Annotated in this window: 1 pseudogene; it reads right to left on the reverse strand. The window is 61.8% G+C overall.

Annotated elements, in window-relative coordinates:
- Positions 1–29: 29 nt before the first annotated feature.
- Positions 30–191, reverse strand: a pseudogene (locus EN845_RS34985) (histidinol dehydrogenase); the annotation flags it as partial.
- Positions 192–283 lie beyond the last annotated feature (92 nt).

Genomic DNA, 283 nt, shown 5'->3' on the forward strand with positions numbered 1-283 from the left:
GCTTGGCCAGGCGGAGCATGGCGTCAACTCGCCTGGCCAAGCAGATCCGTGGCCACGATCTCACCGTCGGCACTGTCGTCAGCAATCACCAGCGTCTCGGTCGGACCGGCGAAAAGGTCGATGCCGACCTTGCCGAACAGCAGCCGTTTGGCTTCTGCCACGTAGGCATTGCCCGGGCCGGCCAGAATATCGGAGCGCATCTACGGCGGCACCAACGAGATCATGAAATTGCTGATCGGACGCTCGCTCTGAGCAGCTCTCTTCAGCGAACCCAAGGAGCATG

The organism is Mesorhizobium sp. M8A.F.Ca.ET.202.01.1.1, from assembly GCF_004791595.1.
Lineage (GTDB): Bacteria > Pseudomonadota > Alphaproteobacteria > Rhizobiales > Rhizobiaceae > Mesorhizobium.